22 protein-coding genes are annotated in these 25,546 nt (G+C 64.2%); 12 read left to right on the forward strand and 10 right to left on the reverse strand.

The features are described from left to right. Positions 1–3 precede the first annotated feature (3 nt). Positions 4–1,458 carry a circularly permuted type 2 ATP-grasp protein gene (locus tag DKK67_RS17660; protein WP_204355866.1) on the reverse strand — a complete coding sequence of 485 codons (1,455 nt, stop codon included), beginning with the start codon at positions 1,456–1,458 and terminating at the stop codon, positions 4–6. A gap of 279 nt (positions 1,459–1,737) precedes the next feature. On the opposite strand from DKK67_RS17660, the gene mutS reads away from it, so the two are divergent. Together mutS and fdxA are read left to right on the forward strand one after the other, a co-directional pair. Beyond that, positions 1,738–4,353, forward strand: coding sequence for a DNA mismatch repair protein MutS (gene mutS / locus DKK67_RS17665; protein ID WP_111497832.1), 2,616 nt, complete (start codon positions 1,738–1,740; stop codon positions 4,351–4,353). 205 nt (positions 4,354–4,558) lie between these two features. Further along, the gene (gene fdxA / locus DKK67_RS17670; protein WP_111497833.1) at positions 4,559–4,882 is read left to right on the forward strand and encodes a ferredoxin FdxA; all 324 of its coding nucleotides are present in this window, start codon (positions 4,559–4,561) and stop codon (positions 4,880–4,882) included. Between the two features lie 320 nt (positions 4,883–5,202). On the opposite strand, the gene DKK67_RS17675 is transcribed toward fdxA, so the two are convergent. From DKK67_RS17675 to DKK67_RS17690, 4 genes are all read right to left on the reverse strand, one after another. Beyond that, on the reverse strand, positions 5,203–5,850 hold the full coding sequence (locus DKK67_RS17675) for a LysE family translocator (protein WP_111497834.1): 648 nt from the start codon (positions 5,848–5,850) through the stop codon (positions 5,203–5,205). Between the two features lie 37 nt (positions 5,851–5,887). Next, positions 5,888–6,916, reverse strand: a complete 1,029-nt coding sequence (locus DKK67_RS17680) for a hypothetical protein (protein WP_111497835.1) — start codon at positions 6,914–6,916, stop codon at positions 5,888–5,890. Positions 6,917–7,051: 135 nt separating this feature from the next. Next, positions 7,052–8,002: a DegV family protein gene (locus DKK67_RS17685; RefSeq protein ID WP_111497836.1), complete on the reverse strand. Its 951-nt coding sequence runs from the start codon at positions 8,000–8,002 to the stop codon at positions 7,052–7,054. A gap of 165 nt (positions 8,003–8,167) precedes the next feature. Beyond that, positions 8,168–9,040 (reverse strand): metal-dependent hydrolase, encoded by an 873-nt coding sequence (locus tag DKK67_RS17690; RefSeq protein WP_111497837.1) that lies wholly within the window; start codon positions 9,038–9,040, stop codon positions 8,168–8,170. 288 nt (positions 9,041–9,328) lie between these two features. Here DKK67_RS17690 and DKK67_RS17695 point away from each other — a divergent pair, with 288 nt between their 5' ends. Both DKK67_RS17695 and DKK67_RS17700 read left to right on the forward strand, forming a co-directional pair. Further along, positions 9,329–10,087: an SDR family NAD(P)-dependent oxidoreductase gene (locus DKK67_RS17695; protein ID WP_111497838.1), complete on the forward strand. Its 759-nt coding sequence runs from the start codon at positions 9,329–9,331 to the stop codon at positions 10,085–10,087. Between the two features lie 12 nt (positions 10,088–10,099). Next, positions 10,100–10,825: an SGNH/GDSL hydrolase family protein gene (locus DKK67_RS17700; protein ID WP_111497839.1), complete on the forward strand. Its 726-nt coding sequence runs from the start codon at positions 10,100–10,102 to the stop codon at positions 10,823–10,825. A 24-nt stretch (positions 10,826–10,849) separates the two neighbouring features. Here DKK67_RS17700 and DKK67_RS17705 read toward each other — a convergent pair whose 3' ends face one another. Further along, complete coding sequence (locus DKK67_RS17705) at positions 10,850–12,256, reverse strand: aminotransferase-like domain-containing protein (protein ID WP_111497840.1); 1,407 nt, start codon at positions 12,254–12,256, stop codon at positions 10,850–10,852. 236 nt (positions 12,257–12,492) lie between these two features. Between DKK67_RS17705 and DKK67_RS17710 the strand changes: the two genes are divergently transcribed. From DKK67_RS17710 to DKK67_RS17720, 3 genes are all read left to right on the forward strand, one after another. Further along, a complete protein-coding gene (locus DKK67_RS17710; RefSeq protein WP_162628867.1) occupies positions 12,493–12,759 on the forward strand; it encodes a hypothetical protein in 267 nt (88 codons plus the stop codon). Further along, positions 12,756–13,568: a PhzF family phenazine biosynthesis protein gene (locus DKK67_RS17715; RefSeq protein WP_111497842.1), complete on the forward strand. Its 813-nt coding sequence runs from the start codon at positions 12,756–12,758 to the stop codon at positions 13,566–13,568. The genes DKK67_RS17710 and DKK67_RS17715 overlap by 4 nt, the downstream gene beginning before the upstream one ends. A gap of 134 nt (positions 13,569–13,702) precedes the next feature. Further along, positions 13,703–14,758, forward strand: a complete 1,056-nt coding sequence (locus DKK67_RS17720) for an NAD(P)-dependent alcohol dehydrogenase (protein WP_111497843.1) — start codon at positions 13,703–13,705, stop codon at positions 14,756–14,758. A gap of 52 nt (positions 14,759–14,810) precedes the next feature. Here the strand turns inward: DKK67_RS17720 and DKK67_RS17725 are convergent, their stop codons facing one another. Then, on the reverse strand, positions 14,811–15,758 hold the full coding sequence (locus DKK67_RS17725; RefSeq protein WP_111497844.1) for a pirin family protein: 948 nt from the start codon (positions 15,756–15,758) through the stop codon (positions 14,811–14,813). 141 nt (positions 15,759–15,899) lie between these two features. On the opposite strand from DKK67_RS17725, the gene DKK67_RS17730 reads away from it, so the two are divergent. Beyond that, a complete protein-coding gene (locus DKK67_RS17730; protein ID WP_111497845.1) occupies positions 15,900–17,081 on the forward strand; it encodes a BaiN/RdsA family NAD(P)/FAD-dependent oxidoreductase in 1,182 nt (393 codons plus the stop codon). Between the two features lie 7 nt (positions 17,082–17,088). Here the strand turns inward: DKK67_RS17730 and DKK67_RS17735 are convergent, their stop codons facing one another. The 3 genes from DKK67_RS17735 to DKK67_RS17745 form a co-directional block, all read right to left on the reverse strand. Beyond that, a complete protein-coding gene (locus tag DKK67_RS17735) occupies positions 17,089–18,312 on the reverse strand; it encodes an MFS transporter (protein ID WP_111497846.1) in 1,224 nt (407 codons plus the stop codon). Positions 18,313–18,439: 127 nt separating this feature from the next. Beyond that, complete coding sequence (locus DKK67_RS17740; protein WP_111497938.1) at positions 18,440–19,504, reverse strand: NAD(P)H-dependent flavin oxidoreductase; 1,065 nt, start codon at positions 19,502–19,504, stop codon at positions 18,440–18,442. A 238-nt stretch (positions 19,505–19,742) separates the two neighbouring features. Next, positions 19,743–20,717: an acyl-ACP desaturase gene (locus DKK67_RS17745; RefSeq protein ID WP_207950797.1), complete on the reverse strand. Its 975-nt coding sequence runs from the start codon at positions 20,715–20,717 to the stop codon at positions 19,743–19,745. 375 nt (positions 20,718–21,092) lie between these two features. On the opposite strand from DKK67_RS17745, the gene DKK67_RS17750 reads away from it, so the two are divergent. From DKK67_RS17750 to DKK67_RS17765, 4 genes are all read left to right on the forward strand, one after another. Further along, complete coding sequence (locus DKK67_RS17750) at positions 21,093–22,427, forward strand: substrate-binding domain-containing protein (RefSeq protein WP_204355867.1); 1,335 nt, start codon at positions 21,093–21,095, stop codon at positions 22,425–22,427. A 257-nt stretch (positions 22,428–22,684) separates the two neighbouring features. After that, on the forward strand, positions 22,685–24,250 hold the full coding sequence (locus DKK67_RS17755) for a serine/threonine-protein kinase (RefSeq protein ID WP_228160693.1): 1,566 nt from the start codon (positions 22,685–22,687) through the stop codon (positions 24,248–24,250). Then, entirely contained in the window at positions 24,250–24,999 is a 750-nt protein-coding gene (locus DKK67_RS17760) for a PP2C family protein-serine/threonine phosphatase (RefSeq protein ID WP_111497848.1), read from the forward strand. Before DKK67_RS17755 ends, DKK67_RS17760 begins: the two co-directional genes overlap by 1 nt. Before the next feature lies 1 nt (position 25,000). Continuing rightward, complete coding sequence (locus DKK67_RS17765) at positions 25,001–25,354, forward strand: FHA domain-containing protein (protein ID WP_111497849.1); 354 nt, start codon at positions 25,001–25,003, stop codon at positions 25,352–25,354. The last annotated feature ends 192 nt before the right edge of the window (positions 25,355–25,546 follow it).

The raw sequence follows: 25,546 nt of genomic DNA on the forward strand, positions 1-25,546 counted from the left end.
GGTTCAGCTCCCGTGATTGATGATCCAGGTGTCCTTGCTGCCGCCCCCCTGGGAGGAATTCACCACCAGGGAACCCCGACGCAGCGCCACTCGGCTCAGGCCGCCATTGGTGCAGTAGACATCCTCGCCCTGCAAAATGAACGGGCGCAGATCCAGATGGCGCGGTTCCAGCCCCTCCTCGCACAGCGTGGGTGCCGTGGACAGGTTGAGCGTGGGCTGGGCGATAAAGTTGCGCGGGTTCTCGCGGATCGACGCGGCGCAACGGGCGCGTTCCTCCTCCGACGCGCGCGGGCCAATGAGAATGCCGTAGCCGCCGGACTCGTTGGCGGGTTTGACCACCAGCTTGTCGAGGTTGGCCAGCACGTGCTCGCGCTCCTTCTCGTCCATGCACAGATAGGTGGGCACGTTGTCGATCAGCGGCTCCTGCTTGAGGTAATAGCGGATGATCTCAGGCACGAAGGCGTAGACCACCTTGTCGTCCGCTACACCGGAACCGGGCGCGTTGGCGATGGCCACATTACCGGCACGCCAGGCTCCGATCAGACCGGGAATACCCAGTGCCGAGTCCTTGCGGAACACCTGCGGGTCGATGAAGGTGTCGTCGATGCGGCGGTAGATCACATCCACCCGCTGCGGCCCCCGCAAAGTGCGCAGGTAAACCACGTCGTTATCGACATAGAGATCGTTGTTCTGGGCCAGCGGGCAACCCATCTGCTGGGCCAGGTAGCTGTGTTCGAAATAGGCGGAATTATAGATACCCGGCGTCAGCACCACGATGCAGGGCGTCACGTCGTCCCGCGGCGAAAGCGACGCCAGCATGTTCCAGAGCTCCACCGGGTAGTCGTCCACCGGACCGATGGTGGATTCGGCAAACAGTTCCGGGAACACGCGCTTCATCACCGTGCGGTTCTCCAGCATGTAGGAAACGCCGGACGGCACGCGCAGATTGTCCTCCAGTACCAGGAAGTTACCCTCGCCATCACGCACCAGGTCGGTGCCACAGATGTTCGCCCAGACCTTGTAGGCCGGTTCGAAGCCCTGACATGGCGCAAGAAAGTTCTTGGATTTCAGCACCAGATCCGACGGCACCACCTTGTCTTTAAGAATCTTCTGCCCGTTATAGAGGTCGTTGATGAACAGGTTGAGCGCCTGCAACCGCTGTTTCAGGCCGTCGCTGGTGCGCTGCCAGTCGCTGGCGGAAATGGTGCGCGGCACCACGTCCAGGGGCCAGGCCCGGTCGATGTTCTCGCTGTCCGAATAGACGGTAAAGGAGATCCCCATGGCGGCAATGGTCCGGTCCAGCTCCGCCTGGCGACGCACCAGCTCGTCCGGGCCGTTCTGCATGATGAACCGGGTGATGGCCAGTGCCTGGGGACGGGCGTAGCCGGAGGACTCCACCAGTTCGTCAAAGCATTCCGGATAGGGCCGGTAAGGATCGAGTGCGATGGCTTCTGACATAACGGTCAGGCTCCCTGCTTGGGTCTGAGTGGTCTGGCATCGGGACAACGCTCCGTGCGTCTGTATCAACCCGAAAACCCAAGCAATCCAGCAAGGCCAGTGCCACTTCGCGACGCCGTTTACTTTTTGTCCGCTGACTTAAGATTAGCCCCGGATACAGATCCTGTGAACTGGCACCTGTCGCCCGGCCAGACAGAACCGCCGACAGGCACATTTCATCGCCTCCCGGTTTTTCTTACAATGGCCCGCTTCAGCTCACCGCCAGGAAATGGATGCCGAATGTCAGTCGCCCCCACTGAACTCACCAAGCACACCCCGATGATGCAGCAGTACCTCAAGATCAAGGTGGAACACCCCAACGAACTGGTGTTCTATCGCATGGGGGACTTCTACGAGCTGTTCTATGAGGACGCCAAGAAGGCGGCGGAGTTTCTCGACATCACCCTGACCGCCCGTGGCCAGTCCGGCGGCCAGCCGATTCCCATGGCCGGCGTGCCCTATCATTCGGCAGAAGGTTATATCGCGCGCCTGGTCCGGGCGGGTCAGTCCATTGCCATCTGCGAACAGATCGGCGATCCGGCCACCAGCAAGGGGCCGGTAGAGCGCAAGGTGGTGCGCATCGTCACACCGGGCACCCTGAGTGACGAAGCCTTCCTGGAAGACCGTCGCGACAACCTGCTGGTGGCCCTGTTCAGTCACCGCGAGGAATTCGGCCTGGCGACGCTGGATATTTCCAGTGGCCGCTTCTCCGTGGCGGAATTCAGCGGCACTGAATCCCTGCAGGGCGAACTGCAGCGTCTGCGTCCGGCGGAGATCCTGATCAGCGAGGACTTCCCGTTCGAGGACCTGCTGGAAGGCTTCACCGGCATCCGCCGCCAGGGCCCCTGGCTGTTCGAGCGTGACACCGCCCACCGCCTGCTGACCCAGCAGCTGCAGGTGCGCGATCTCACCGGTTTCGGCTGCGACGACCTGTCCCTGGCCATTTCCGCCGCGGGCTGCCTGCTGCAGTACGCCCGCGAGACCCAGCGCACGGCCCTGCCGCACATCCGCAAGCTGTCCCGGGAGCGGCGCGAGGATTCGATCATCCTGGACGCCGCCAGCCGCCGGAACCTGGAAATCGACACCAACCTGACCGGCGGCACCCAGTACACCCTGGCCTGGGTCATGGACCGCACCGCCACCGCCATGGGCGGGCGCCAGATCCGGCGCTGGCTCAACCGGCCGCTGCGCGACGTGGCCACCGTGCGCGAGCGTCAGGCCGCGGTGTACGCCCTGCTCGACGGTTTCCATTACGAGCCGCTGCACGACCTGCTCAAATCGGTCGGTGACATTGAGCGCATCCTGTCCCGCGTCGCCCTTCGCTCGGCCCGACCGCGCGACCTGGCGCGCCTGCGCGACGCCTTCAAGCTGCTGCCGGAACTGCAGGACGTGCTCGGGGACGTCGCCTCCGACCGCATCGCCAGCCTGCGCGAGACCGCCGGCACCTACCCGGAGCTGGCCGACCTGCTGACCCGCGCGGTCATCGACAATCCGCCGGTGGTGATCCGTGACGGCGGCGTCATCGCCGAAGGCTACGACGAGGAACTGGACGACCTGCGCAACATCAGCGAGAACGCCGGCCAGTTCCTGCTGGACGTGGAAACCCGCGAGAAGGAGCGCACCGGCATCAGCACCCTGAAGGTGGGTTACAACCGGGTGCACGGCTACTACATCGAGATCAGCCGCGCCCAGTCCGACCAGGCGCCGGTGGACTACATCCGCCGCCAGACCCTGAAGAACGCCGAGCGTTTCATCACGCCTGAGCTGAAGGAATTCGAGGACAAGGCGCTGAGCGCCAAGAGCCGCGCCCTGGCCCGGGAAAAAGGCCTCTACGACGAGCTGCTGGAAACCCTGGCCGAACAGCTGGCGCCGCTGCAGGACACCGCCCAGGCCCTGGCCGAGCTGGACGTGCTGAGCAACTTCGCCGAACGCGCCACCACGCTGCGTTTGAACCCGCCGGAATTCTCCGGCGAGCCGGGGCTGGACGTGCAGGCCGGGCGTCACCCGGTGGTGGAACAGCTGCTGGATGAGCCGTTCGTACCCAACGACCTGCTGATCGACAACGAGCGCCGCATGCTGGTCATCACCGGCCCCAACATGGGCGGTAAGTCCACCTACATGCGCCAGGCGGCACTGATCGCCCTGCTGGCCTACACCGGCAGCTTCGTCCCGGCGGATCGGGCAGTGGTCGGCCCGGTGGATCGCATCTTCACCCGCATGGGCTCCTCCGACGACATCGCCGGCGGCCGCTCCACCTTCATGGTGGAGATGACCGAGACCGCCAATATCCTGCACAACGCCACCGAAAGCAGCCTGGTGCTGATGGACGAGATCGGTCGCGGCACCAGCACCTTCGACGGTCTGTCCCTGGCCTGGGCCACTGCCGAACAGCTGGCCCAGAAGGTACGCTGCTACACCCTGTTCGCCACCCACTATTTCGAGCTCACGCAGCTGGCCGACCAGCTCAAGCACGCGGTGAACGTGCACCTGACGGCGACCGAGCACGACGACAGCATCGTCTTCCTGCACACCGTCCACGACGGTCCCGCCAGCCAGAGCTATGGTCTGCAGGTGGCCCAACTGGCCGGCGTGCCGGGCGACGTGATCAGCAACGCCAAGCAACAGCTGCAGCGACTCGAAGGCACCGCAACCCCCGCCGCGTCCAGCCCGGCGCCAGTCCAGCCCCGACCAGCGGCACGGGAGCCGGAGGCGGGCAGCTTCCAGGGCGACATGTTTTCCGGCTTTGCGCCCAGCGAAGTCGAGCAGGCGTTGGAGGAACTTGATCTGGATGATCTCACGCCGCGGGAAGCGCTCAATCGCCTTTATGAACTCAAGACCTTAATGCAACGCAACTGAGCAACATAAGGTTATAATAAATGAGCCTTTCGGGAGCCCGCCCACGCGCTTGCTACTTCGCGGGGCGCTCCCTACAATACCGCCCTCGCAAGATAAATAACGGTCAGCAGCCTGGTGTTCTGGACGCCGGAGCGAGAAACTGACCTATGGCGCGCGTCACGCTTCGCCAACTGATGAGATAGATCAAGAAACCAGGGATACCAACATGGCATTTGTCGTTACCGATAACTGCATCAAGTGCAAATACACCGACTGCGTGGAAGTCTGCCCGGTAGACTGCTTCTACGAAGGCCCGAACTTCCTGGTCATCGACCCGGACGAGTGCATCGACTGCGCCCTGTGTGAGCCCGAGTGCCCGGCGGAAGCGATTTTCTCGGAAGACGAGCTGCCGGCAGGCCAGGAAAAGTACATCGAAATCAATGCCGAGCTCGCCGGCAAGTGGGAAAATATCACGGAAAAGAAAGATCCCCTCCCCGATGCGGCCGAGTGGGATGGCAAGCCGGACAAGTTCCAGTACCTGGAAAAATAAGGCGCCTGCCGGGTTCGACCCGCGCTCGAACAAAAAAAGGGAAGCTGTCTGGCAGCTTCCCTTTTTTGCGTCTGACGCCTTTGAAAATTGGGCGCTCAACGGGCCATTGTGACCAGTCTACGGATAAGGCGGCGGTCGCCCCTGGGGCGACTCGGAAACTGAAGTTTCCGCTACATCGACTCCCCGGAAACGAGAGTCGGATAGACAACGCTTGGCTCTCCCTTCGAGTACCGGCGAACGCCAGACCCTGTACCCGAAGCTTTTAGCTTCGGAGGGCCCTCCAGGGCCCCGGACAATGCCCCAATACGCCAAGATTCACATCAAGGCTGCGTCACCGCCAGCTTCGCCCCCAGCGCCACAAACACACCGCCCGTCAGCCCATGCAGCAACCGCTTGAGCCGGGGCTTCGCGCCCCAGCGGCGTGAACGCACAATCATCACCGCCACCAACGTCTGCCACACCATGGCAATCACGAAATGCACCGCCGCCAGCAGGATCGACTGGGTAAACGCGGCACCGGCCGGATCGATGAACTGCGGCAGGAAGGCCATGTAGAACAGGGCGGTCTTGGGGTTGAGCACGTTGGACAGCACGCCCTCGCGCAGCGAACGCATGGGCCGGTAGCCGCCCTCGCCCACGGATTCGACCCGCGGCATGGGCGATCCGGAACCGGAGGCCCGCCAGGCCTGGCGCAGGCTCATCAGCCCCAGCCAGACGAGATACAGGGCACCCAGCCATTTGAGCCCGGTAAAGGCCCAGGCTGTCTGCAACAGGATCAGGGAGATGCCGACCGCCGACAGGGTGGCGTGTACGAACAGCCCGCTACAGATGCCCAGACTGCTCACCACGCCATCGCGCAGGCCGCCGCGGGCGGTGTTACGCATCACCACCAGGGTGTCGACCCCGGGTGTCACGGTCAGCAGGGAAATGGCCACCAGGTAGGCCCAGAAGAGATCGGCGCTTGGCATTGCAACATCCTCGGCAGCACGCCGGGACCCGGCGGCTTCAGCTTTCCAACAGTTTCTTCGCCGCCGCCGAGCGGTAGAACGGAGCCAGGCGGCGACGCAACAGCCCCTCAAGATAACCGGACTGGCGCAACAGATCGAGTGTCGGCTGGGCAAAGGCGTCCACTTCGGCCATGACCACCGCCGGCGTCACTCCCACATCGCCCAGCAACGTCGCCAGGGGTTCGTCGCCGTACTTGGCGAACAGGTGTGCGACCACCGCCTGGTAACACCCTTCGAAGTACGCCGTCTTGCGGAAACTCAGCCAGAACTCGTAGCCCAGCACCACGAATTCCTGCAACTCCAGGTCGCCCAGGCCGTTCTGCAGCTCGGCCAGGGAACGGTCTTCGACGCCGTTCCAGGCCGCCATGATGGTGTCGCGCAGCTCGTCGTCGGACAACGCCCGCAGCAGGAACTGCTCGGAGCGCTGCAACAGGCCCGGCAGGCTGTCGCTGAGCCAGGACTTGATGCGCTTCTCGAAGGTCTCGTCGATGCCCGGCACGGCGCGGGTCGCCATGCGCTTGCCGAATTTCATCATCGAGCCCACGCCCGGCACATTGCGGGAAATCAGATTGTCTTCGTACAGGTAATTGACCAGGCCGTGATAGACGAGGTTCGACACCAGCTCCTGATACACCGGGTGCGCCATGATCTCGCCGATCAGCCGCTCGCGGTGCTCGCGCAGTTGCAGGAACTCCTCGACGAAGGCCGCCGCCTGGTCGCGGCTCAGGATTTCGCGCAGCTCGGTCTCGGACTGGACCGGCGCCGACAGCACCTGGCTGGCCATTTCCCCCGCCAGTTCCGGGATACCGGCGTCCAGCTCCATGTTCACCACCAGCCGCTGGATCACGCCCAGGATCTGGTCCTCGCTGACGGCCTCGTTCAGCGTCACCGAGTCGGCCAGCTCGAACAGCCGGTCCACCTCGCCGGCGACGAACTTACGCAATTTCGCGCCTTTCAGGGCGGACAGTTCATGCTTGATGTGCGCTTCCAGTAACTGGTCGGCCAGGCCGTTCGGTTGATCTGCCATGATGGTGTGCGTCCGCGCTCCAGGAAAAGGGAATGTTTCAACCGAGCGTAACACGGCGGGCACGCCGGCGGGTTTGCCCCGCCGGCCTCGAGAGGCGGCCGATCCGGCCAGTCCGGCCCCGCCTCGAGCGGGCGGCTACTGGTGATCGGAGAAGTTGTGGTCCTCGGCCGCCAGCGACAGGCACAGGCTGCCCGGCCCGAGGTAGATGCTGCTGGTGATGCCCATCTGCGAGATGAGCAGCTCGACCTTGTGCTCGGCACAGGTCTCACGCAGGCGATCCAGTCCCGGCAGCGCCTCGATCTCTTCCCAGGAAAAACCGCAGGACAGCACCACGTATGGCGTCAGCAGGCCAGCCTTGACGCGACTGTCGGCGTAGTTGATCACCTTCTCCGCGGCGCTGTTGAAGTTGAGCGTCTTGGCCACCGGCGCCGGTTCCGAATTGCGGCTCATCAGCACCGGGGTGACGTTCAACGCCTTGCCCAGGAAGGCCACCACCGCCGAGATGCTCTTATCACCGCGGCGACGGGCGCGTTCGCGGAGGTAATGCAGGTCACGGGGAATCGCGCAGGTGTAGATCCGGTCGGTGAAGGCTTCCACCTGCTGACGCAGCTCGTTCTTGCCCAGCCCGTCCTCGATCAGCCGCAGGGTGTGGGCGGCCAGCAGCCCCTGGCCGGAGAACAGTTGTTTGCTGTCGATGACGCGCATGGAGAACTTGCCGTCCCGCCCGGCCGCTTCACGCACCGGCTGGTAGTGAGACATGACGCTGTTCATGGCCTCGGTGGCATTCTGGTACACCAGGCTGCGCGAACGGGTCACCGTCTCACAGATGGCCACGTCGTACTCGGTCACGATGCGCTCGAGAAACAGATCGTGGATCTGCTGGGCGCTGTAGGCCTCGGTCTCGGCGTGGTGCCCTTTCTGCAGCAGGCCGCTGTCGTAGAAACGGGCGGTGGTTTCCGGGCTGTGGTCATCGACGTAGGTTTGTCCGTCGATCTTCGCCGTGACCGGCAGGATGAAGATATCCTTGTCGCGGGAAAAGTCGTACGGCAGATCACAGGCCGAATCGACAATCAGACCAACTCGCATGTTGCTTCTCCACTTGCCCCCTGCGTCGACATCGCCGGCGGAGAGGGCTTGTTATGTTTTTTGTGGGACACCCTGGCAGGCGTCTCAGGCGTCATGAATGGATCACGACGCCGCTATGAGACCTATATCACAGTTTGCCTCGGGCAACTGTAAACTCCTGCAAAGTCAGGCAGTTCGGCTGGTTTCCGCGGTGCCGGCGGCGTAGGACGCTTCCAGCTCCTGCAGGTTCTCCCGCAGCAGCGCCCGGTTGTCCTGCTGCCACGGGTGAAAACCGGTACGGAAATAGGCCAGAAAATCCGGCAGGCAGCGACGTAACACGCCGGGCCGCCCCCACAGGAAATTCAGGCCATCGAGCCAGGTGCGCAGGCTCCACAGCTTGCCCTCGCTGCGCAGCATGCTGCAGGTGTTGAGGAAGGTGTACTTGAAGAAGTTGTAGGTGACGAACAGGAACACCACCTTACGCAGCCGTTCGTTGCCGACGCAGTGGCGATACACGTCAAAGGCGACGGCCTTGTGCTCGGTTTCCTCGATCGCGTGCCAGCGCCACAGCGCGCGCATCGTCGGTGACGCGCCGGCCATCCACTGCGGGTGCGCCAGGATCGCGTTGGCCAATACGGCGGTGTAGTGCTCCGCACCGCAGGTCCCGGCCAGCTGCCGGGAAGGCGATAGCTTCTTCACCCACGCCATGTGGCGGCGGAAGCGGGTATCGAGGCGGTCGATGTCGTAGCCTCGCACTTTGAGCCCTTCGTTATAGGCCCGGTGCTCGCGGCCGTGCAGCGCTTCCTGGCCGATGAAACCGCGCACTTCGCGCTGGAGCTTGGGATCGTCGATGCGGTCCCGGTAGAGGCGCACCGAGTCGATGAACTGCTGCTCGCCGTCCGGAAACTGGAGGGACAGCGCATTGAAGAACGCGGTGCGGAACAGGTTGTTGCCGTGCCAGAGTTGCCGGAGCTCACCGCTCACGTCGAAGCTAACGTGGCGCGGCGCGACATCGATATCGGCCGGGGTGGAACTGGCTGACGTCGTGCTGACGGTCATGTGACCTCCTTCCGGCGCATCTTGTTGTTTTGGGCGCCTGGTTGATGAGGATGATCCGATTAAAGCAACTGCTTCAATACTGCTTAATAATACGGCAACGTCCGTCGGATTGCCCAGCATCACGGGCCCGATCACCGGTCCGATCGGGCCAATTCACTCGCCACCGCATCTTGCGGCGGCGATTGCCATTTACCAAATACCAGTACAAACTCAAGAACTTAATAAGCAACAACATGTTTTATCAGGTGGCCGACCAGCGCCACACCGGACAACGGAAGAGGCGTGACAATGGAGATTGACCAGTCGGTCATTGTGGTTACCGGCGGCTCATCGGGCCTGGGCGCGGCCACCGTCCGCCACCTGGCGTACCTCGGGGCGCGGGTGGCCATCCTGGCGCGAGGGGAAGAGCGCGCCCGGCAACTGGCCAGCGACGTCGGCGGCATCGCCGTTCCCTGCGACGTGCGCGATCCCCGGCAGACCGAGAGGGCCTACCACCGGGTCCGGGACGAACTCGGGCCCATGGCGGCGGTCATCAACTGCGCCGGCGTCGGCACGGCGGAGAAAATCCTGCGCAAGGGCGAAGCGATGGCCCTGGAGCGTTTCAGCGGTGTCGTGGAAACCAACCTGATCGGCACCTTCAACAGCCTGCGCCTGGCGGCCGCCATCATGAAAGATCGCGAACACAACGCCGACAGCGAGCGCGGGGTGATCATCAATACCGCGTCCATCGCCGCCTTCGACGGCCAGTCCAGCCAGGCCGCCTACGCCGCATCCAAGGGCGGCATCGTGGCGCTGACCCTGCCCGCCGCCCGTGAGCTGGGCGCATACGGCATTCGCGTCAACACCATCGCCCCGGGCCTGTTCGCCACACCCATGACCGAACGCCTGCCCCAGACGGTGAAAGACGGCATTGCCGGGCAATCGGCGTTTCCGGCGCGTTTCGGCCGGCCACTGGAATTTGCCCGGCTGGTCCAGCAGGTCATCGAGAATCCCATGATCAATGGCGAGACCATCCGTCTGGATGGCGGCCTGCGCATGCCGAACTGAGGAGGCCGGTCCATGCACCCGCTGCTGACAATTCCACTGTTGCCCGTACTGCTGCTGGAAGGCCGTTACGTGCGGGCGCGAACGCCCCGGCTTCCGGAAGCGGACGGGCCCCGCCAGGGCGTCGCCGGCGAGGGGCCGCCGCTGAACCTGCTGATCCTGGGCGACTCGGCCGCCGCCGGCGTGGGGGCGGACACCCAGGAGCAGGCGCTGGCCGGCCAGGTTGTGCACCGCCTGGCCCGTCGCTACCGGGTGACGTGGCATCTGGAAGCGAGAAACGGCAGGCGGGTTCAAGACTATCTGGGTGACGACGCGCCGCTCCCGGACCTCCGGCCGGACGTTATTGTCACCTCCCTGGGGGTCAACGACGTGGTGTCGTCGATTCCACCGCGACGCTGGCTGGGGCAGGTGGAACGCCTGATCCGCGAACTGCATGAGCGCTACCAGCCGGCCCTGATCCTGTTTACCGACGTGCCGCCGATGGATTATTTCCTTGCCCTGCCCCAGCCACTACGCCGCTATCTCGGCGATCGGGCGCGGCAGTTCAATAACGGCCTGGGAAGGCGGCTGCCGACACTGGAGCGGACCGAGCGGATCAGCGTGCTGTTCGAGAACGATCCGGACCTGATGGCCGCCGACGGCTTTCATCCCGGACCGGCCGGCTATCGGGTATGGGCCAACGAAGTGGCGGCGCGGGTGTTCGCGCATTTTCCGGTCCAGGCCCCGGCGACCGAAGCCTGACAACGACTACCCCATGGTCCGGCACTACCCGCCCCGCTGGGCCACCAGCGCTCCCAGGGTGCGGATGGCCTCGTCGATCCGCTCGCTCCAGGGGTTGGCGCCATTGAGGCGGATGCAATCCTCGTACTTGTCGGTGGTGGAGAACATACGCCCCGGGGCAATGTTGATGCCCCGTTCCCGCGCCGCCTGGAAGACGGCCGTCCCGGACACCCGGTTGGGCAACTGCACCCAGAGCACAAAGCCGCCCATGGGCCGACTGACCGCCGTACCTTCGGGAAAGTCGCGGATGATCGCCGAACGCAGCCGCTCGGTGGCCTCCCGGTAGCGCTGTCGCGCGGAGCGTAGATAACGGTCGTAGCCGCCCTGCTCCAGGAAATGCGCCACCGCCATTTGCGGAATCGAGCCCGTCGCCAGGTTGTTGAAGTATTTCTGCTGGCTGAGCGCGGCGAAATGCTGGCCCGGTACGATCCAGCCCAGGCGCAACCCCGGGGAGATGGTTTTGGAGAAGGAGCTGCAGTAAATGACGTTGCCGGTCTCGTCGAACGACTTCGCCGGGCGCGGCCGCTCCCCTTCAAACGGCAGGTCGCCGTAGATGTCGTCTTCGATCAGCGGCACACCGGCGTCATCCAGCAACCGCACCAGGCGCCGTTTCTGCTCGTCCGGCATGCGCACACCCAACGGGTTGCTGTGATTGGGCACCACCACGCAGGCCTTGATCGGCCATTGGTCCAGGGCCAGTTCCAGCCCTTCCAGACTCAGCCCTTCCACCGGATGGGTGGGGATTTCCAGCGCCCGCAGGCCGACCACTTCCAGCGCCTGCAGGATGCCGGGGAACGAGGGCGATTCCACTGCGACAATGTCACCGGGCCTGGTGACCGCCCGCAGCGCCAGGATGATGGCTTCCTGGGCACCGTTGGTGGCGATGATGTCCTCATGGGTGGTGACCACGCCCAGATTGGTCATACGCTGGGCGATCTGACGGCGAAACGCGTCCTTGCCCGGGAAGGCGTAGTCGAGGGTTTCCAGCCCCTGGCGCGCCGCCCAGATGGTGGCGTGCTGGATCTGGCGCATGGGCAGGAAGTCGGCGTGGGGCACCGCCGCGCCCATGGCCACCATGTTCTTGCGTTCCACCGAGCACAGGTCCAGCGCCATGTCCCGGGCCGTCACCGGGGCGGGCCGGGTTCGCGGGCGAGGCATCACCGGGATGGGTGCCTCCTGGCGCGGGACCCGGGCGTAGTAACCGCTGCGTTCACGCGCTTCGAGATAACCGCGGCTTTCCAGGGTCTGGTGAGCCTGGAGCACGGTGGAGATGCTCACCCCGAACTGGCGGCTGAGCACCCGGACGCCGGGCAATCGATCGCCCGAGCGGTAGACACCATCCTTGATCAGTTGCTGGATCTGATCCGCCAGCTGTGCATAGAGAACGGACATGGCTGTGCTCCTTCCTTTCCTGAACGCCTGCCCGGCGAGGCCGCCGTTGGGGCAGTTTCCCTGACATCTTCCCAGAAGAACGGGGTGCGGGGACGGTACAGATAAGCCTTCAAGCAACCGGAACAGTTCGCCTCGCCACTACCCTGTACCGGTTCAACTTCCCAATCCCTGGATCTGTTATGGTCTCTTGGGTCTGGGGAGAATGCAAGACGGGTTCATCGGAAGAGGACAACGTCATGCGCAACGACCTGTTAGGGCTTTATGTTCACTGGGCCAGGCCCCACACCATGACGGTGGCGAACGCCTGTGATCGCCTCACCGAAGCCGGCTACATCGGCTGCATGCCGGAGGCGAATCACCGGATCCTGTGCCGCAGCGGTCAACGCATCCACCTCTACGGCGATGCGGAGCTGCTATCGTTTGCCCAGCACCCGAACGTGCGACGTCCGCTCTCCGAACCACACGCCCGATCTTTCACCATGGAGCAGGAACTTCAGACATGATTTCACTACCGCTGTACCAGGTCGACGCCTTCGCCCACCAGCCGTTTAGCGGCAATCCGGCGGCCGTCATGCCGCTCGATCACTGGCTGCCGGACGCGCAGATGCAGGCGATCGCCGGTGAGAACAACCTGTCGGAAACCGCCTTCCTCGTGCGCGAGCCGGCCGGCAGCGAGGCCGACTTCCATATCCGCTGGTTCACCCCCGGCACCGAAGTGCCCCTGTGCGGCCACGCCACCCTGGCCTCCGCCTGGGTGCTGTTCCATCGGCTGGGCTGGACGGACGAGGTCGTCCGCTTTCGCTCTTTGAGCGGCCCTCTGGCCGTCCGCCAGCTCGACAACGACTGGCTGGAACTGGATTTCCCCAGCCTGCCGTTCGATGCGATGGCGACGCCCAACCTCATCCGCGAAGCCATCCCCGGTGCGCCGGACGAGGTCTACCGGGTCAATGTCGACGCCAACTATCTGGTGGTTCTGGAGAGCGAGGCGGCGGTACGCGCGCTGAATCCGGACCTGCGTCGGCTGAAGCAGCTTGAGCGCGGCGGCGTGATCGTTACCGCGCCCGGTGACGCCGAGTCACGCGATTTCATCAGCCGTTACTTTTGCCCCGCCGACGGCATCGACGAAGACCCAGTCACCGGCTCCATCCACAGCGTGCTGACGCCGTTCTGGGCCGAGCGCCTAGGAAAAACCGAGTTGCGGGCACAACAGGTGTCCACCCGGGGCGGCGAACTGCGCTGTCGGCTGGCCGGCGATCGCGTGCGAATCGCCGGCCAGGCGGTGCCTTTCCTGGAGGGGCAGGTGAATTTCTGAGCAGGATTTGAGCCAGAACAGGCGTCCTGCAGGATCAGGCAATCATCCTGCAGGATCGTCGGTGTTCGCCGTCGGGCACGACAGGCACAGTCGAGGGGTTTCTTATTCACTCCCGTCCAGGAGGACAACCCGTTATGGCGAATACCAAGGCTTATGCCGCCCAGTCCGAAACATCGGGCGTTGCCCCATTTCGCATTGATCGCCGCGAACCCCGCCCGGACGACGTGTCCATCGAAATCGATTATTGCGGCGTCTGCCACACCGATATCCACTTCGCCGAGAACGATTGGGGCATGACCCAGTACCCGGTGGTTCCGGGCCACGAGATCGTCGGCCGCGTGACCGCCGTTGGCAGCGACGTCACCGGATTCCAGGTAGGCGACGTGGTCGGTGTCGGCTGCATGGTGGATTCCTGCCGCCAGTGTTCCGCTTGCGAAGCCGGTCTGGAGCAGTACTGCCTGGAAGGCAACACCCCCACCTACAACGGCGAGGATCGTCACGATCATTCCGTCACTTACGGCGGTTACTCCGAGCAGGTCGTGGTGAGCGAGCGTTTTGTCGTCAAGGTGCCGGAAAAACTGGATCCGGCCGCAGCGGCACCGCTGCTGTGCGCGGGCATCACCACCTATTCACCGCTGCGTCACTACGGCGTGAAAGCCGGCGACCGGGTCGGCGTCATCGGCATGGGCGGTCTGGGCCATATGGGCGTGAAGTTCGCGAAGGCCCTGGGCGCGGAAGTAACCATCTTCACCCGCTCCGATAGCAAGGTGGCCGAAGCCAAGAAGCAGGGCGCGGACCACGTCATCATCTCCACCGACGAGGAGCAGATGGCCGCTGCCGCCGAGACGTTCGATGTCATGCTCGATACCGTACCGGTCCAGCACGACCTGAACCCATACCTGAACAGCCTCAAGTTCGATGGCAAGCACATCATCGTGGGCCTGCTCGAGCCGGTGGATCCCGCACTGGAAGCGGCAGCCCTGGTCATGAAGCGCCGTGTCCTGGCGGGCTCGCTGATCGGCGGCATGCCGGAAACCCAGGAGGTGCTGGATTTCTGCGCCGAGCACGACATCACCTGCGATATCGAAATGCTCGACATCCAGAACATCAACGCCGCCTACGAGCGCATGAAGAAGGGTGACGTGAAGTACCGTTTCGTCATCGACATGCAAACACTGAAGGCGGCCTGATTCCGCCTGTCTCCGGTCGGGCGCTGCCCGACCGGAAACCTTCGCCCCGCCGTTATCCCGGTATCTTCCAGGGAATCGGCGGCGGCATCAGTTTCTCGCCGTTGTATCCCGGCACCTCCCCGAAACGCTCGCTACCGGTTTCCCACTTCAACTGGGCCCGGGCGATCTCCTCTTTCGAATAGCCCACAAAATTCCACCACATAAGAATCTCGTCTTCGACGGGTTCGCCACCGAGAAAGATCGCGCGGCCGCCGGCCGGGGCCTCGATATCGATGCGGTTACGCCCTGTGCCCAGGTACGCCAGCTGGTCGGCGCCAAAGGTTTCGCCATCCACCCGGAAGTCGCCCTCAAGCGGTAGCAGTCCGTATTCGTAATCAGGCCGGAGCGGGAGGTGGAAGGCGCCGCCCGCCGGATGATGGATGTCCATGCCAAGCAACGGCGCAAACAGCAGCGTCGGCGCGTTGTGATCCCGGAAGTGGCCGGCCAGGAGGGTCATGTCAGCGCCCTGCTCTTCCCAGCGCGGCAGGTAGGGATAGTGATCGAAGCGCGGATCGGTTTCGCGGTCGGCGTAAGGCAGGGCGATCCAGAGCTGGACGGCATGCAGCGCGCCCGAGGCCTCCACCGATTCCTCGGTGTGGGCGATGCCCCGACCGGCGGTCATCAGGTTAACCTCACCCGGGCGGATCACCTGCCTTGAGCCCAGGCTGTCCCGGTGCAGGATCTCGCCCTCGATCATCCAGGTGAAGGTCTGCAGACCGATATGAGGATGCGGTCCTACACGCATGCCGGCCTCACCAGGCTGAAGCGTTACCGGGCCGATGTGATCCAGGAAACACCAGGCGCCGATCATTCGTCGCTCCCGGGTGGGCACGGATCGGGCCACGGGAATGCCGCCCACCTCGCTGGTTCGGGCAGCCACCCGCTGGATGTCGCGGCGCCCGTCGACAGTGGGGCAGTCCCTCGACGAGGACAGCGAAGGCGTCTTCTCGATGTTGCTCATCACCGCTCCTGGGCCACGCAGGCATTTTAGCTTTTGGGCATTGATCCTGTTTTTATTATAGCCAAAGGTGGCATCGCAAGACGGGCGCGGTCGAAAACCGTATAATCCCCGGCCAGTCATTCACCCGCCAGTGTCCCGATCATGCCCGCAAACTACGATGTCATCATTATCGGCGCCGGGGCCGCTGGCCTGATGTGCGCCGCCACGGCCGGCTATCGCGGACGCCGCGTGCTGGTCATCGACCACGCCAGCAAGGCGGGCAAGAAGATCCTCATGTCCGGAGGCGGACGCTGTAACTTCACCAACCTCAACAGCACGCCGTCCAACTTTCTCTCCGCCAACCCGCACTTCTGCATTTCGGCGCTCAAACGCTACACGCCACAGCATTTCCTCGACCTGGTGGAGCGCCACGGCATCGAACACGAAGAAAAGGCGGCGGGGCAGCTGTTCTGCCGGGATTCCAGCAAGGACATCGTCAACCTGCTGCTGACCGAGTGCGAGTGGGCTGGCGCCGAGGTGCGACTGAAGACGACGGTGAACAAGGTGGAACCTCTGGCGGAAGGCTTCCGACTGAGAACCGGCAGCGGCCCGCTGGAATGCGCGTCATTGGTGATTGCATGCGGCGGGCTGTCGATCCCGACCCTCGGCGCGACCGGCTTCGGCTACGACATCGCTCGCCAGTTCGGACTGGAAGTCCTGCCCACCCGCGCCGGCCTGGTGCCCTTCACCCTGCATCCGGAACTCAAGGAACAGCTGGCGCCGCTGTCCGGCATCAGTTGCCCGGTGGACGTGCACTGCAACGGCGAACACTTCCGCGAACCCATGCTGGTGACGCATCGTGGCCTCAGTGGCCCGTCCATGCTACAAATCTCCAGTTTCTGGGAGCCCGGCGATGCGCTGGCCGTCGACCTCCTGCCCGGCGAGAATGCCGCCGAAGCGTTGATGGCACAACGCAAGGCCAGGCCCCAATCGACAGTGGCCCACTACCTGAACCAGCACCTGCCCAAGCGCTTCGCCCAGGCGTTCAACGACCTGAACGGGTGGCAGGGCCCGTTGCAGGGCTACAAGAACAGCGACATCGAGCAGGTGGCCCAGACGCTCAATCGCTGGCACATCAAACCCGCCGGCACGGAAGGCTACCGCACTGCCGAGGTGACCCTGGGCGGCGTGGATACGCGGCAGCTGTCATCGCGCACCATGGCGGTCAACGATCGCCCCGATCTCTTCTTTATCGGCGAAGTGGTCGACGTCACCGGCCACCTGGGCGGCCATAATTTTCAGTGGGCCTGGGCCTCCGGCGTGGCGGCCGGGAACGCGGCCTGACGCTGAGTCAGACCGCCGCCGGCGCCAGGTTGTCGACCCGCCGTTCACGGATTCCGGCGTGCAAGGCGACCGCCACCAGGCTCAGGGCTACACCGGCCCACCAGACTGCGTCGTAGTTGCCTGTCCGCTCGTAGATCCAGCCGCCCAGCCATACGCCGGTAAAACTGCCCAACTGGTGGCCCAGGAACACCACGCCGTAGAGCGTCGCCATGTAGCGCGTGCCGAACATGGTCGCCACCAGGCCGGTGGTGGGCGGCACCGTCGCCAGCCACAGGAACCCGGTCAGGCAACTGAACGTCAGCACCGATGCCAGCGACAGCGGCAGTACCAGAAGGGCTACGGTCACGACGCCGCGAGTGATGTAGATGAACATCAACACCCGCTTCATGGAGACGCGACCGGAAATATAGCCGGACACCATGGCCCCCACCACGTTGCATAGCCCGATCAAACCGATGGACCAGGCCGCCACATCCGGATCGAAACCGTTGTCCGTCAGGTAGCCCGGAAAATGTACGGTGATGAAAGCAAGATGGAAACCGCACACGAAGAAGCCGAGGGTTAACAGCCAGTAGGACAGATGCCCGCGAGCCAACCCGATGGTCCGCGCCATGCTGTCTTCGCCCGTGGCGCTGACGCCGGCGGAGCCGGGCTTGACCCAACGCGCCAGGGGCATGGCCAGGGCGATCATTCCCAGCGCCATCAGACCCATGACGTGCAGCGCACCGGTCCAGCCCAGCCAGTCAATGAACTGCTGCGCCAGCGGCACGATCAGGAACTGCCCCATGGAACCGGCCGCCGTACCCACGCCCAGCACCCACTGCCGGTCGTCCTCGCTGACCGCCTTAGCCATCAGCGGCAGCACGATCCCGAAACCGGTTCCGGCGATGCCAGCGCCTACCAGAAGCCCGGCGCCCATGTGCAGCCCCCAGGGCGTCTGCACGCCCCCGGTGATCCAGAGCCCGGCGGCGTAGAGCAAAGCGCCCACCACCAACACCCGCACGTTACCGAAACGGTCCGCCAGACCGCCCGCCAGGACCGCGATGAGCCCCCAGGCCAGGTTCTGGATCGCCAGTGCCAGACCAATCAGATCCCGCCCCCAGTCGTTGGCGGCCGACATGGGCTGCACGAAAAGCCCGAAACTGGCGCGAAACCCGAACGCCAGCATCAGCAGGCAGGAGCCGGCGGCAATGATAAACCAGGCCGAAGCCGGCAGGCGGGGAAAGGTCATAGGATCATCCTGGTTGTCTGGTAGGGGCGCCGCTCATCCGCAGGTGGCCAAGCCCGTAACCGTTCTTTTTTGCGGCATTCACGCGATGATAAACCGAAACGACGATGGCCGCCTCGCTACCGGACCGCTAACCGCCGAAGGCGGACGCCCGTTCCAGCTCCTCGCCCAGTCGCACCACCAGTTCGCCCGCCGGCAACGCGCGGGCCAGGGCCGCACCCTGCCCTGCCCAGCAAGCGTCGAAGCCGGACTCGCCGTTCGCCCGCGCGGCGGCCTTGAGCGCCTTGCCGGCGGTGTAGGTGATCGGATAGTCGGGCAGCTCCGGGCCGCCGGGGCCGTCCACCTCTTTCCACCAGCGATCGACGAAGCCCCGCGCCGGGCGACCGGAGATGACCGACGTGATGGCGGTACGGATGGCGGCACCCGCCTGGAAGCGGGCGCGGTAGGCGTCGTCGGCGGCCGATTCCGGCGTCAGGATAAAGGCGGTGCCCATCTGCACGCCCACGGCGCCCAGGTCCAGGGCAGCGCGAATGCCGCGCCCGTCCATGATGCCGCCGGCGGCGATCACCGGCAGGCGGCATTGGGCCGCAAGCAGCCGCACCAGAGGCAAGGTGCCCAAATCCGGATCACCGCGCTGGGGATCGAACACGCCGCTATGGCCGCCGGCTTCCCGCCCCTGGGCGATGATGCCATGCAGGCCAGCGCTCTGGATTTCCTGGGCCTCGAACAGACTGGTGGCCGTGGCCAACAGGGTGATGCCGGCATCGCGCAGGGCGTCGATCCAGTCCTGCCGCGGCAGGCCGAAGTGAAAGCTGACCACCGCCGGCTGGGTCTCCAGCAGCAGATCCAGCATGGCGCGGTTTTCCAGAAAGCTGGGGTACGGTGTTTCGAGGGACTTCGGCGGCTCCGCGCCGACGGCGTTGAACCTGGGTGCCAGGTAATCGAGCCAGGCCGACTCGCGTTCCCCATCGGGTTTGGCCGGCGCATGGCAAAACACGTTCACGTTGAAGGGGCGGCGGGTCAGACCCTCGGTCTTTTCGATCATCGCCCGCGCCTGCTCCACGGAACTGCCGCCGATGCCAATCGAACCCAGGCCGCCGGCGTTGGACACCGCAGCGGCCAGATCCGGCGTCGACACACCGACCATGGGCGCCTGGATCACCGGTTGCGAGAGACGAATACGGCCCAGGGCCATGCTGAAATCAACCACGATCAAACCTCCTGTTATCCACCGTCGGCGTACTGAAGGTCTGAAAATAACACCTGTATGCCCCCATGCGGGAGTGCGCGGTGGTTATTACGAAAATCAACGGGGTGAATGCCAGGGTAGGCCGCGGTCCGGTCAGACACTGTGGCCGCTGCGGTGGGGAGAGCAACGCGGGGAAGCCAGCATCAGGCAGCCCGGCTGATCAGGCCGGGCTGCCTGGCGGAATTCAGACCTCGAATTCCATGATCCGCTGGTTGATGAAATCGAAGGTGAAACTCTTGGAACGCATGCGGCGCTCCAGAATGTCCGCCAGTTTGTCCAGACGCTTGGGCACGGCCATCATCTTGTCCTGGGCTTCGCGGCCCGCCGCGTCCACCGGCGTCAGGTCGGCGATGCCCCAGCTGTCCAGGCACTCCTGGACGACTTTGCGGTAATCGCGCGGGCCATAGATGTTGGCGCGGTGCACCACGTCGGCCATGTCGTCGTAGCCGGCGATGTTGTGACCCGGCATCGCCAGGCGCGGCATGACTTTCAGCGCCGACTGCATCGCCTTTGTGCTGTCCACTTCCAGCAGCCCGCGGAAGGCGTCGCGATAGAAACGGAAATGACGGGATTCGTCCGCGGCGATGTGGCCCAGCAGGCGCTGGATCACCGGGTCGTACTTGGCCGCGATCTTGGCGGTGTTGGCGTGGGCAGACTGGGTGGCGCGTTCCTGCAGGCTGGTGTAGGCCAGCAGCTGGTACGGGTCGTCGTGCCAGTCCGGGTCGAAACCGGCTTCCAGATAGAGGTACTGGAGCTTTTCAAAGGCTTCCATATTGAACACACGGGAGTCGCGCACGTAGTCGTGCAGGGCGCAGCCATGGCGGTCTTCCTCGGCGGTCCACAGGAAGTTCCAGCGCTCCCAGGCGTTGCCGGTACCCAGATGCACCGCAATCAGGCGATGGAAATGCGGCAGCCCTTCTTCGGTCAGCAGGTTCAGGGCCAGGGAAACACGCACCGAATCCGGCAGACCACGGGCCCGCTCCTGCAGATCCTGGATGTACTTGATCTGTTCAGCGGTCATGCCCTCACTGGCGGGCAGGAATTCGCTGGGCATCCACAGGCGCCGCTCGTCGATATGGCGCTGCATCAGTTCCTCGACCAGAGGCTCCAGCGACGCCAGGACCTCTCTCTTTTCTTGCACTTCAATCGCCGTAGCCATGTAGCTCTCCTCTCATCGAACCTTTATGTGCACATCGAATCGTTCCGTGCCGCCTGCGCTGCAACTTGGCGCGTCCATATGCCGCGCAAACCGTTCGGCGTACACATGTCAGCTAAACCCTAAAATAGCACTGTGGAATTGGCCCGAACAATCCCTTTATGGCATCTATTCATTATGGTAATCGCCTTAATACCCTGGCGGCTTAAATGACGCCTTCCAAGCGTACGCCTGTGTTCTTAAATTCGTGTGACACCCGCAAACCTGGCGGCTGATGCGCTCGCCGTGATTCTGATCATGACGATTTCATTAAAATGTCACTTAACTGTCATCTTGCTGACATAGGATGCCGTGCTTTATCGACCTGGAGTGTCCTCTATGCAGACAGTATTCTCCGGCCCACTGGCCCGACTGATCGGCGGCGGGCTACTTGGCCTCCTGGCCGCGTGCGCCCACGCCAATGACCTGGAAATCCACGGCTCCAACACCATCGGCGCGGAGCTGGCTCCGGCCCTGGTCGCCGGCTACCTGAAAGAGCGCAACGCCGCTTCGATCCGTATCCAGGAAACCCGTCGGGAGAACGAGAAAAGATTGACCGCCAGCCTCTCGGGCAAGCCGTTCGAGGCCCGAATCGAGGCTCACGGTTCCAGCACCGGTTTCAAGGGGCTCAACGGCGGTTCGGCGCAGATCGCCGCCGCCTCGCGCCCGGCCAAGGACAAAGAAGTGGCACTGCTCGTTTCCCGGGTGGATCTACGCAGCCCGCAGAGCGAGCATGTGGTGGCGATCGACGGCCTGGCAATCCTGGTCCATCCGGACAACGCTCTGTCGCAGCTCGACAAGACTACGCTGGCGCAGATCTTCGCCGGACAGATCAGCAACTGGCAGGTGCTGGGCGGCCCCGATCGGCCCATCCACGTCTATGCGCGGGACGACCGGTCAGGCACCTGGGACACGTTCCGCCACCTGGTACTGGGCAGTGATTACTCGCTGACCGACAGCGCGCGGCGCTACGAATCCAACGACCAGCTGTCCGACGACGTCAGCCAGGACCCTGCCGGCATCGGGTTCGCCGGGCTGGCCTCAGTACGCGATAGCAAGGTCCTGGCGATTGCCGATGGCGGCTCGGCCGCCCTGCTCCCCTCACGGCTGAACGTGGCCACCGAGGATTACCCGCTGTCCCGCCGCCTGTTCATGTATTCCCTGGGCGCGGACGACCGTCCGGTCACCGCCGACTTCCTCGACTTCGTGCAAAGCCGCAAGGGGCAGGAAATCGTGCAGCAGACCGGCTACATCTCCCAGAACATCCAGGCGGTCGAGGACGACCGGGGCGACAGCGTGCCGGCCACTCTCAACAGCCTCACCCGGGACTACCAGCGCCTGAGCGTCAACTTCCGCTTCGCCGAGGGGCGCACCAAGCTGGACAACAAGGCGCAACGGGACCTGGACCGGCTCAAGCGGTTCCTGCAGTCCCACCACGCCGACGGCCGCGACCTGATGCTGATCGGCTATGCCGACAAACAGTCCAACGAACTGCGCGCCCAGATGATTTCCGAACTGCGGGCGCTGTCGGTCAAGAAAGCCCTGCGCAAGGAACAGGACATCAACGTGGAGGCCTACACCGGCTACGGGCACTACGCGCCGGTCGGCAGCAGCGGCGGGGAAGCGGGTGCCAACCGCAACGGCCGCGTCGAGGTCTGGTTCCGCCAGCGCTGAAGCGGCCGCGTGCCGGGTGCGGTTGCCGTCGCCGCCCCGGCCTTTTCGCCTGCCCATCAGGGCGCGTTCGAAAACAATCGCTTACAAAAATTCAAAAAGTTCCTATATGACCTGCCCGGGCCAGCCTCTAGACTCCGCGAAGGCGTTTTACATCTTTTCACGGAGTGCACGTCATTCGCTTTCTGTTTTCCCATATGTTCAGCTTGCGTTTGGTCGTGGTCGCGCTCGCTCTTTGGGTCGCCTTCAGCGCTGACCGGATGCCTCTGGTCCACACCATCGACCACGCCATTTTCAACGCCGTGTGGGACATTCCGGCCAACGCCGCCGAGACCGCCATTCCCGACAACGGCCCCGCCCTCACTGCCTTTATGGATCAGCACTCGTTGCACCGCCCTGCCTGGACGCCCTATCTGCAACTGGGGCTGACCGGAGGTGCGACCGCCCTGCTGGTCATGGGCATGCCGGGGCTGGGCACGGCGCTCACAACACTGCTGGTCGCCCTGGCGGTGATCGCGCTGGCCATCACCCAGGCGTCCCTGCTGCTGTACCGCCAGACGTGGCTGCCGCTGGGGGCGGTCAACGCCGTACTTCTCCCCGGCTACCTGATCATGCTGTTCTGGATGCAGCCGTACCGCGAGATCCACACGCTTCAGCGCAACGTGCGGCAGGCGCGCCTGCAACTGGGCCGGCTGCTGCTTCAACAGGGAAAGCCGGAAGACGCCCTGGCCGCCCTGGCGCACTGTCCGCCCGGGCAGCGCACCCTGGCCCTGCAGTACGACATCGCCATCCAGCAGGAACGCAAGCGCCAGTATGAGGCTGCCGCGGCCACATATCGCCAGATCATGGATCAGCGGCGCGGTTTCCGCGATGTCGCCAAGCGCCTGGAAACACTCGAGAAGTTCAGCCAGACCACGACCGTCACCCCGACGGGAAGCGGCTATGACGTCACCAGCACCCTGGTGCTGCCCGACCAGGCCGTGAGCAAGCCCACGCTGGGCCGCTACGAAGTCGAACGGGAACTGGGCCGCGGCGCCATGGGCGTGGTGTACCTGGGTCAGGATCCCAAGATCGCCCGACAGGTGGCAATCAAGACCTTCAGCTACGCACAGTTCGACGGCACCGAGCTGAAGGAGCTCAAGGACCGGTTCTTCCGCGAGGCCGAAGCCGCCGGACGCCTGAACCACCCGGCCATCGTCACGGTCTATGATGTAGGCGAGGAAGCGGACCTGGCATTTATCGCCATGGACTACGCCGAAGGCCGGCCGCTGAGCGTGTATGGCAAGGCCGGCCAACTGCTGCGCCTGCCGGTGGTACTGGAAGTACTGGCCCAGGTGGCCGAAGCGCTGGACTACGCCCACAGGCAGAAGATCGTCCATCGCGACATCAAGCCGGGCAACATCATCTACGACGCCAGGAGCGGAGACGTGAAAATCACCGACTTCGGCATCGCCAAGATTGCGGACGATTCCCGCACCAAGACGGGCAATGTCATGGGCAGCCCGCTCTATATGTCCCCCGAGCAGCTCAAGGGCCAGAAAGTCACCGGCCGATCGGACATATACAGCCTGGGCGTGACCCTCTACCGGCTGGTCTCCGGCGCCACACCGTTCAACGCCGACACCCTGGCCAACCTGACCTACCAGATTCTCAACAAGCGCCCGCGCAGCGTGCGCGAATACAACGCGGATCTGCCCGACGGCGTGGTCCGGCTGATCAACAAAGCAATCCAGCGGGACCCGGCCAAGCGTTTCGCCAGTGCAGGCGCGATGGCCGATGCCCTGCGCCGGGCCGCTGTGCGTGAAGGCAGCAAGGAGGCTTCCTGATGACGCTCACCGCCACCGGAGTCACGGATATCGGCACCCGCCGCATCAGCAACCAGGATGCCATCGCCTGGCACGTCAGTCCGGACGGCAGCCGGGTGCTGGGCATCGTGGCGGACGGCATGGGCGGCTATAAAGGCGGTGAAATCGCCAGCCAGGTGGCGGTCAATGCCATCGTGCAGCGTCTCGCCCCGCTCATCAGCCAGGGCCTGATAGGCGATGAGGCGCAGGTGGCGGCAGTACACGACGCCATTCGCGACGCCAACGAGCAGATCCAGGCCCTGCGCGAGGAGGACCCGGCGCTGGGCAACATGGGCACCACCGTCGTGGCCACCTGGGTCCAGGGAGACGACGCGCTGATCGCCCACATAGGCGACTCGCGCTGCTACCTGATCAGCAACGATACACTCAGCCGCCGCACCCGCGACGACACCGTGGTCCAGAACATGATTGACGACGGCAGCATCCGCGAGTCCGATGCGCCGAACATACCTTTTCGCAACGTCCTGACCCAGGCCCTGGGTTCTTCGGAGCAGCCTGCCCCCAGCCTGAGCCGGCTGAAGCTGGCCGCGGGCGAGCGCCTGCTGCTGTGCTCCGACGGTCTGCCCGAGGCGATTCCCGAAGCCGAATGGACCGGCCTGCTGGCGCGCCGGTCAACGGCCCGGGATCAGGTCCGCACCCTGATCGACACCAGCCTCGACAATGGGGCCAAGGACAATGTGTCCGTAGTAATGATTCTCAAGGAGTCCTGACATGGCAGCGCTTTCCCAATTGGTCGACAACCTGGTGGTGACGAACTTCGACCTGACCGGCTCCCGGGTGAACATCGGCCGGCACCCGAACAACGACATCCAGATCGACGAGATTTCCGTCAGCGGTCATCACGCGGTGGTCGATATCGAGTCCAACGCCTACCTGGAAGGCACCACCGACCACTACATCACCGACGCCAACAGCACCAACGGCACCTACGTTAACGACATCCGGATCGACAGCCGCCAGCGGCTCAACAACGGGGACGTGGTCCGCATCGGCTGGAACCTGTTCCGCTTTGTCGACGACGACGAAAACACGCTGGAAAAGACGGCCTTTATCCTGGAAGAGTGATGACGAGGGCGACAACCCGGCAGCGCTCAACGGGGCTTTAGCAGACCGGATACGGGCGGTTCGATTGCAACGCGCCACCGAAATCCGCCCGGGCTGACGACACTGGAAAGATTCCTGACGCCGATCGGCGCCCCCGCGGACACCCCATACGACCTAACCCTCTGATTGGAAAGACCCAGTAAAGCAAACAGA

It is taken from the genome of Marinobacter bohaiensis, from assembly GCF_003258515.1.
GTDB classification, from domain to species: domain Bacteria; phylum Pseudomonadota; class Gammaproteobacteria; order Pseudomonadales; family Oleiphilaceae; genus Marinobacter_A; species Marinobacter_A bohaiensis.

Bases quoted from the DNA above. Each gene is read 5' to 3' on its own strand.
- DKK67_RS17760 (WP_111497848.1), top strand. From the start codon at position 24,250: ATGACGCTCACCGCCACCGGAGTCACGGATATCGGCACCCGCCGCATC.
- DKK67_RS17680 (WP_111497835.1), bottom strand. From the start codon at position 6,916: ATGGCAGATCAACCGAACGGCCTGGCCGACCAGTTACTGGAAGCGCAC.
- DKK67_RS17755 (WP_228160693.1), top strand. From the start codon at position 22,685: ATGCCTCTGGTCCACACCATCGACCACGCCATTTTCAACGCCGTGTGG.
- DKK67_RS17750 (WP_204355867.1), top strand. From the start codon at position 21,093: ATGCAGACAGTATTCTCCGGCCCACTGGCCCGACTGATCGGCGGCGGG.
- DKK67_RS17765 (WP_111497849.1), top strand. From the start codon at position 25,001: ATGGCAGCGCTTTCCCAATTGGTCGACAACCTGGTGGTGACGAACTTC.
- DKK67_RS17660 (WP_204355866.1), bottom strand. From the start codon at position 1,458: ATGTCAGAAGCCATCGCACTCGATCCTTACCGGCCCTATCCGGAATGC.
- DKK67_RS17735 (WP_111497846.1), bottom strand. From the start codon at position 18,312: ATGACCTTTCCCCGCCTGCCGGCTTCGGCCTGGTTTATCATTGCCGCC.
- DKK67_RS17740 (WP_111497938.1), bottom strand. From the start codon at position 19,504: ATGGCCCTGGGCCGTATTCGTCTCTCGCAACCGGTGATCCAGGCGCCC.
- mutS (WP_111497832.1), top strand. From the start codon at position 1,738: ATGTCAGTCGCCCCCACTGAACTCACCAAGCACACCCCGATGATGCAG.
- DKK67_RS17695 (WP_111497838.1), top strand. From the start codon at position 9,329: ATGGAGATTGACCAGTCGGTCATTGTGGTTACCGGCGGCTCATCGGGC.
- DKK67_RS17700 (WP_111497839.1), top strand. From the start codon at position 10,100: ATGCACCCGCTGCTGACAATTCCACTGTTGCCCGTACTGCTGCTGGAA.
- DKK67_RS17725 (WP_111497844.1), bottom strand. From the start codon at position 15,758: ATGAGCAACATCGAGAAGACGCCTTCGCTGTCCTCGTCGAGGGACTGC.
- DKK67_RS17690 (WP_111497837.1), bottom strand. From the start codon at position 9,040: ATGACCGTCAGCACGACGTCAGCCAGTTCCACCCCGGCCGATATCGAT.
- DKK67_RS17710 (WP_162628867.1), top strand. From the start codon at position 12,493: ATGCGCAACGACCTGTTAGGGCTTTATGTTCACTGGGCCAGGCCCCAC.
- DKK67_RS17745 (WP_207950797.1), bottom strand. From the start codon at position 20,717: ATGGCTACGGCGATTGAAGTGCAAGAAAAGAGAGAGGTCCTGGCGTCG.
- DKK67_RS17675 (WP_111497834.1), bottom strand. From the start codon at position 5,850: ATGCCAAGCGCCGATCTCTTCTGGGCCTACCTGGTGGCCATTTCCCTG.
- DKK67_RS17730 (WP_111497845.1), top strand. From the start codon at position 15,900: ATGCCCGCAAACTACGATGTCATCATTATCGGCGCCGGGGCCGCTGGC.
- DKK67_RS17720 (WP_111497843.1), top strand. From the start codon at position 13,703: ATGGCGAATACCAAGGCTTATGCCGCCCAGTCCGAAACATCGGGCGTT.
- DKK67_RS17715 (WP_111497842.1), top strand. From the start codon at position 12,756: ATGATTTCACTACCGCTGTACCAGGTCGACGCCTTCGCCCACCAGCCG.
- fdxA (WP_111497833.1), top strand. From the start codon at position 4,559: ATGGCATTTGTCGTTACCGATAACTGCATCAAGTGCAAATACACCGAC.
- DKK67_RS17705 (WP_111497840.1), bottom strand. From the start codon at position 12,256: ATGTCCGTTCTCTATGCACAGCTGGCGGATCAGATCCAGCAACTGATC.
- DKK67_RS17685 (WP_111497836.1), bottom strand. From the start codon at position 8,002: ATGCGAGTTGGTCTGATTGTCGATTCGGCCTGTGATCTGCCGTACGAC.